The organism is Caulobacter sp. P4_E5 (assembly GCF_056401555.1).
The window spans coordinates 20,727-27,606 of sequence record NZ_JBFUJD010000078.1 but is presented as its reverse complement, the minus strand read 5'-3'; the positions used below and the strand labels follow the sequence as shown (position 1 = coordinate 27,606).

The following is a 6,880-nucleotide window of genomic DNA, read 5'->3' as shown; positions in this document are numbered from 1 at the left end:
GTTGAACAGGCACGGCATTTCTTGGATCGCCACGCCGCTGCCTTCAGCAATCTCACGAAGCGCCGCCGCCAGCAGCGCCCCGCCACGCACGCCGTTCGCGTCCTCGCGTTCCTCGGCCGAGACGCGGCAGGTGTTGCAGACCACCACCGCCGGGCCGTCGTCGGCCGCGCGCAGCAGGGTCAAAACTCGATCCCCGTCAAAACTCGATCCCCGCTTGGGCCTTCACGCCGGCGCGGAACGGGTGCTTGACCTGGGCCATCTCGGTGACCAGGTCGGCGGCCTCGATCAGGGCGTCAGGGGCGTTGCGGCCGGTGACCACCACGTGCTTGCCCTCGGGCCGGTTGACCAGCACCTCCAGCACCTCGGCCAACGGCAGGTAGTCGTAGCGCAGGATGATGTTCAGCTCGTCGGCCACCACCATGTCCCAATCGGGATCGGCGATACGGGCCTTGATGACCTCCCAGGCCTGGCGGGCCACGGCGATGTCGCGGGCGCGGTCCTGGGTGTCCCAGGTGAAGCCCTCGCCCATCGGCCGAAACTCGACGTGGTCGGGGAACGCATCAAAGACGAGCTTCTCGCCGGTCTGCATCGCGCCCTTGATGAACTGGACGACGCTGACCCGCTGGCCGTGGCCGATGGCGCGGCAGACCATGCCCAGCGCCGCCGTGGTCTTGCCCTTGCCCGCCCCTGTGTGGACGATCAGCAGGCCCTTCTCGATCTGGCGCTCGGCCATCATCTTGGCCCGCGCGGCCTGGATGACCTTCATCTTGGCGTTGTGGCGCGCGTTCTTGGCGGCTTCTTGGGCCGCCTCTTGGGCCGCTTCGTCTGTGGTTTCAGTCATCACCCTGCCCTCGCCGGGCACCCCGCCGGCCGCGTTGATATGACGAAGGCCGGTCTCCTGGCTTACGCCCTCCCGTCGCGGCGCCTTCCCAGGATGAGTTCCCAGTGGCTGAGTGCCGTGACGATCGACGGACGATCACAGTTGCGGGGGCAGCCGCGGATTGGTCACCGCGTTCCCGGAGGCTTGCGCCTCCATGCCTTCGATATCCGGCGTAGGCGCGCCGGCTACGGGGGTCAAGCTTAGTTCACCAAAGGCCTAGTTCGGGAGCGTCAGGCGGTAGACCAGGATCAGGTTGTCGTTGTCGCCTGTCCCCGTATCGCCCTTCAGCGAGGCGTCGAAGTCCTGGCCGTTGACCCGCCCCTGGGCGGTGGCGAAGTCGTTGTCGCTGCCGACCAACAGGAAGACGTCGCGCGGCGCGGCCTTGTCGAAGGCCGGCGCCAGAGCCAAGGCCTCCAGCTTCTCGGGCAGGCTGGTCGCGGTCGACGGGCTCACGGACAGGTTCACGCCGACCTTGGCCAGCTGGACGGGATTCAGCAGGTTGACCAGCTCGGCCTGGGCGGCGGGCTTGATGTCGGGGTTCAGAACGCCGTCCTTGGCGACCGGGGTCACGTCCTGTTCGTACGGCGTGCCGGCCAAGTTCGTCGCGCCGGCCAGGTCGACCAGCAGGACGCTCTTGTAGACCGGCGCATTCGCCGTGCCCTTGCCGCGGCCGGCGCCGTCGCGGGCCAGCAGCAGGAAGCGGCTGTCGCTGAGCGCGGCGATCTCGGACTGGGCGGCGGTGGCGTCGGCGGCCTGGCCGTCGCCGGTCTCGCGCACGGTCGGCAGCTGCAGCACATAGTGGCCGATCGGGGCCAGTGGCGTGCGGGTCTTGGTGATATCGTAGACCAGCACGCGGGTATTGTTGCGGGTGGCGTTGTTGGACGTGGAGTCCTGCATCGTCGCGCTCTGCAGCACCGCGATCAGGCGCTTGCCGTCGGGCGTGACGGCCAGGGCTTCCAGGCCCTGGTTGTTGCGGCGGCCGGTGGTCGGCGCTTTCTCGGCCCCGAAGTCCAGCTGGCCCTTTTTGATCGGCTTCAGGGCCGGAACCGTCTCGATCGTCCCGGCCAGCTTGCCGGCCTTGTCGAACAGGTAGATGCCGGCCGCGTACTCGTCGGAGACGTAGAAGCTGCCGTCCGGCAGGTAGGCGATGGCTTCGGAGTCCAGGCTGATCCGCCCCGCCCCCTCGCCGCTGACCGGCGACGGATAGCGGACGCCGTCACGGACCAGGACGTTCGGTCCGGGGTCCTTGCCGGTGAACGGCGCGCCCACTTGGTCTTTCAGCAGGAAACCGCCGGTCGGGGTGATGGTCAGGCCCTGGCCGGGGACCAGCTTGATCGCGTGGGTGTGGACCCGGTTGGAATAGTCGGTCGTGCCGGCGAACGGCCCGACATTGTTGGGGCCACGGTCCGGCAGGGTGCGCAAGGTCCCTTCATAGGAGCCGTCCGCGTTCCGCTTCCAGCCGTCCAGCGCCATGCTGGAGAACGAGCCCAGGGTCTCGCCGTTGAAGTCGCGCGTCGCCGCCGGCAGCCAGCCCACGGCCACCAGGCCGTGGTTGACATAGGTCTTACCCTCGAAGCTCACCGCCACGTCCCCCGCCCGCTGGTCCCAGTGCGGCGTAAGGTACTGGGCCGACGCGCCGCCCGCGAGAGCCAATGCGAAGGCGGCGACGGTTCCGGCCAGGCGACGACGCGACATGGCGGCTCCCCTTAGAAGCGGTAGCGGACGGTGGCGCCGACCGTGCGCGGATTGCCCGGATAGCCCTGGATGATGCCCGTCGACTTCGTCAGGCCCAGCAGGTTGATGTAGTAGGCCTTGTCGGCCAGGTTCTCGACCCAGACCTGCAGGTCGAGGCTGTCGTCCATGAACAGCGTGCCGATCCGCAGGTTGGCCAGGGCGTAGCTCTTGATCTGCGCCGCCGGGTCCAGGGTGATCGTAGTGTTCTGGGTCGAGCGCCAGTTGGCGTCGAAGGTCGCGTAGCTGGTCGTGCCCGACACGAACGAGTGCTCGTAGTTCACCGTGACGCTGCTGGTCCATTTCGGAGCCCAGGCGACCTGGCGGCCGGTCAGGTCGCAGGTCAGGGCCGTCGATTGGGCCGGGCAGACCGAGTTGTGGAAGCTCTTGTAGGTGGCCTCGTTGTAGCCGAGCAGCCCCTTGACGCGCAGCGCGCCCAGGCGCGCCTCGCTCTCGACCTCGACGCCGCGCGAACGCAGCGACCCGACATTGGCCAGGAAGCGGACGGCGGTGTTGCCGACGCCGATCGCCTGGTTGGCCTGGTAGTCTTTCACCTCGGTGTTGAACGCCGTGACGTTCAGCAGCAGGCGGTGGTCGAACCACTCGCTCTTGAAGCCGGCCTCGACATTGTCCGAGGTCTCGCCGTCGACGTCCTGCTTGGCGCCGTAGATGGCCGTGGCCGGGTCGAAGGGCAGCAGGTTGAAACCCGCCGACTTGTGGCCGCGCGCGGCGGTGACATAGGCCATGAAGTCGGCGGTCGGGCGGTAGCTGACCCCGACCTGGCCCGACAGCGACTTGTCCTTCAGGGCGTCTGTGGCGCGGCCCAGCTGGGCGTTGGCGCCGGCGGCCGACATGGCCGTGACCTGGGCCTGGGTCAGATTGCCCAGATTGCTCTCGACCCAGCCGGTATAGGCGTAGTCGCGGTCTTCCCAGGTCTGGCGAAGGCCCAGGTTGATCGCCCACTTCCGGTCGGCGTCCGGATGCCAGACGACGTTGCCGAACAGGGCGGCGGTGTCGGTGTGGAAGCTGGCGTACGAGCGCATGCCGAAGCCGGCGACGGCGTCGGCATAGGCGCCCTGAGCCCAGGTCTTGCCGGCCAGGGTCGGGAAGGCCGTCGCCGAAGGGTTGGCGGCCCAGATGTTGTACTGGTTGCCGAAGCGGATCCGCGAATTCACGCCCAGGTACTGGGTCGACAGGAACGTGCCGACCACCGCCTCGACCGGCTTGTCCTTGGCCGAGGCCCAGCGCAGCTCCTGCGAATACTGGCGCTCGACGTTGCACGAGCCGTAGTCCGGGATGGCGTTCAGCTGGGTGTAGTCGTTGTCGTTGTTGGTGAAGCAGGTCCAGTTCTGGAAGGCGCTGATCGAGGTGATCGTCCCCTTCTCGCCCAGGTCCCAGTTCAGTTCGCCGCTGACCAGGTTGGCGTGAGTGGTCGCCGTCAGCGGGGCGTCGATATTGACCTCGCGCTTCTCGGCGTCGCTGACCAGCAGGGTGTAGCCGGCGGCGGCCATCCGGGCCTGCAGGGCGGCGGGGTTGTAGACCCCGAGGATCACCGGGCCGATCGAGTTGAAGTTCTGCTCGGTGTGCTGGGCGATCAGGCGGAAGGTGACGTCGTCGCCGACCTTGGCCAGGAACTGACCGCGCACGCCCTCGCTCTGGCGGGCGTTGGCGGCCGGGCCGCCGGCGCGGTTGGGATAGTTGCCGTCCTTGTCGGTGTAGAAGGCCGAGACGCGGGCGGCCAGCTTGCCGTCCATCAGCGGGCCGGAGACGCTGGCCTTGACCTGACGCAGGTTGTCCTCGCCGAAGGTCACCTCGGCCGAGCCTTCCGGCGTGAAGGTCGGGAGCTTGGAGTTGATGATCACCGCGCCGGCCGTGGTGTTTTTGCCGAACAGCGTGCCTTGCGGGCCGCGCAGCAGCTCGATGTCGGCGATGTCGCTGAAGTCGCCGCTGACCATGCCCTGGCGGCYGGTATAGACGCCGTCGACGAAGATGCCGACCGAGCCGTCGATGCCGTCGGTGTTGAAGCCGTTGTTGCCGATGCCCCGGATGCCCAGGTTCTGCTGCTTCGGATTGGTCAGATAGACCGAGAAGGCCGGGAACTTGTACTGGAAGTTGGTGAAGTTCAGCAGGTTCTGGCGCTGGAYCTCGCCCGCCGAGATCACCGTCACCGGTGTCGGAACGGTCTGGACGTTCTCCGAGCGCTTGCGGGCGGTGACCATCACCTCCTCGATGCGGGAATCGTTGTCGGCTGGCTCGGCGGCAGTGGCCAGATCCGCGGCGCGGGCTTGGGCCACGGTCAGCAGCATGCTGCTGGAGAATAGGAAGGCCAGGCCGTGCTTCAGGCGCGACGTTTGGATCGACATAGGAACATCCCCGACAGTACTCGCTTCCCGGCGGAAGCAAACGCGTCGGCGCGACATCCGAATTGCGAACATAGGCGCGCGGAGAGGCGCACAGTCACGAGACTGTCTCAGAGAAGATCCCAGATTCGACCAGAATTCGGACGCTCAGCGCCTCTGAACTTTGCGTCGCTCTTAGGGCGTTACTGCGTAGCTTTTGTGACTGAGATCGCGATTTCCGCGAACGGTTATCGTCCGCCCGCGGCCGGCTCCATCAACGCCCGCGCCACGCCATTGGTCCAGCCGAAGCCGTCCTGGGTGGGGTACTCCCCGCCCCCGCCGGCCTTGGCCTCCTCGACGTCGTACTTCTCCAGCATCTTGCCGCTGGCCTTGTACTCGCGCTCGACCGTGGCCAGCCAGCGCTTGGCGATCTCGTTGGCCAGGGCGTCCTCGCCGTAGCGGCGCAGGCCCGAGACGGCCACCCACTGCAGCGGCGCCCAGCCGTTGGGCGTGTCCCACTGCTGGCCGGTGCGGACCGTGGTGGTGCGCAGGCCGCCGGGGGCCAGCAGCGCGTCCCAGGTCTTCTGGGCGACGATGTGGGCCTTCGACTCGTCCGCGGCGCCGACGAACAGCGGATAGAAGGTCGCCGCGCTGAGATGGTCCAGGCGCTGGCCGGTCTTCCACTGGTAGTCGACATAGCCGCCTTGGGCGCTGTCCCACAGATAGAAGTCGATCGCCTCGGCCCGGGCGTGGGCTCGACGGTCGAACTCCGACACGCAGTCGGCGTCGGCCAGTTGGGCGCAGCCCGTCGAGATCGCCTTCTCCAGGCCGTACATCAGGCTGTTGAGGTCGACCGGCACGATCGAGGTCGTCTGGATCGTCGAGAGGCTCTGGCCGTCGGCCATCCAGCGCGAGGAGAAGTCCCAGCCGCTCTCGGCCCCGGCCCGCAGATCGCGGAACACCTCGGCCTGCGGGCGGCCGCTCTTCAGGGCGGTCTCCAGGTCCTCGCGGTAGGACTCGTCGCGCGGCGTGTCGCGGTCGTCCCAGTAGCGGTTCAGGACCCCGCCATCGGCCATGGCCACCACGCGGCGATGGGCTTCGCCGGGCTTCAGGTCGACGTCGCCGTCCATCCAGAAGGCGTACTCACGGCGCATCCGGTCGACGCGAGCCTTGACCGTCTTGGGATCCGTGGCGCCCGACAGCCCGACCATGGCGAAGAAGAACGGCGGCTGCGAGCGGCTCAGATAATAGGTCCGCGCGCCGTTGGGGATGTGGCCGTAGGCGTCGATCAGGCCGCCGAAATCGTCGATCATGTTCTCGACCAGGTCGTCGCGGCGGTCGGCCTTCAGGCCCAGCATCGTGAAATAGCTGTCCCAGTAATAGATCTCGCGAAAGCGCCCGCCCGGCACGACGAACGGCTTGGCCATGGCCAGGGCCGAACCGCCGGCCACGGGCTTCACGGGCGGCTTGGTCAGGTGCGGCCAGAGAGCGGCGATATGGGCCTTGAGCGTCGTGCGCTTGGCTGTCCGTTTCGGCGCCGCGCCCGTCCCGGGGACCACGAAGTTGGCGCGGACGAAACGCTTCAGCTCGGCGTCGCTGAACGTCGCATGGGCGCGGTAGTCGGCCAGGATCTTCGTGGGCGCTCGCTTGGGGACAGCATCGACGAAGGTCTTGCCGTCCGGGAAGATCCGCCGGGTCTGCACCTGGTGGAACAGCTCCTGGTAGGTGTCCGCCGGCGTGGGGACCTTGGCCGCGTCCTGGACCACGCCCGGGGCTGCGTCCTCCGGTCCGGCGAACGCCGCCGAGGACAGGGCCAAGGCGGCGAACGTCGCGGCGATCAGACGAACCATGCGAAGCCTCGAACTCAACTCAAGCCACATTAATCACCGCCTCCCCGGCCAAGGCCAGGACCCGGATACAACCAGAGCGT

General features: G+C 67.8%; 5 protein-coding genes and 1 riboswitch. All 5 genes read right to left on the bottom strand.

The genetic code is table 11. The features are described 5' to 3' along the window. On the bottom strand, window positions 1–183 hold a 183-nt coding region (locus AC1DSO_RS20150), incomplete at its 3' end, for a thioredoxin domain-containing protein (protein WP_477070506.1). 13 nt (window positions 184–196) lie between these two features. Next, window positions 197–841: a cob(I)yrinic acid a,c-diamide adenosyltransferase gene (cobO, locus tag AC1DSO_RS20145; protein WP_477070505.1), complete on the bottom strand. Its 645-nt coding sequence runs from the start codon at window positions 839–841 to the stop codon at window positions 197–199. A gap of 30 nt (window positions 842–871) precedes the next feature. Continuing rightward, window positions 872–1,057, bottom strand: a riboswitch (cobalamin riboswitch). Between the two features lie 39 nt (window positions 1,058–1,096). Next, window positions 1,097–2,575 carry an esterase-like activity of phytase family protein gene (locus tag AC1DSO_RS20140; RefSeq protein WP_477070504.1) on the bottom strand — a complete coding sequence of 493 codons (1,479 nt, stop codon included), beginning with the start codon at window positions 2,573–2,575 and terminating at the stop codon, window positions 1,097–1,099. An 11-nt stretch (window positions 2,576–2,586) separates the two neighbouring features. Further along, window positions 2,587–4,974 carry a TonB-dependent receptor gene (locus tag AC1DSO_RS20135; protein ID WP_477070503.1) on the bottom strand — a complete coding sequence of 796 codons (2,388 nt, stop codon included), beginning with the start codon at window positions 4,972–4,974 and terminating at the stop codon, window positions 2,587–2,589. A 224-nt stretch (window positions 4,975–5,198) separates the two neighbouring features. Further along, window positions 5,199–6,800, bottom strand: a complete 1,602-nt coding sequence (gene treF, locus AC1DSO_RS20130; protein ID WP_477070502.1) for an alpha,alpha-trehalase TreF — start codon at window positions 6,798–6,800, stop codon at window positions 5,199–5,201. Window positions 6,801–6,880 lie beyond the last annotated feature (80 nt).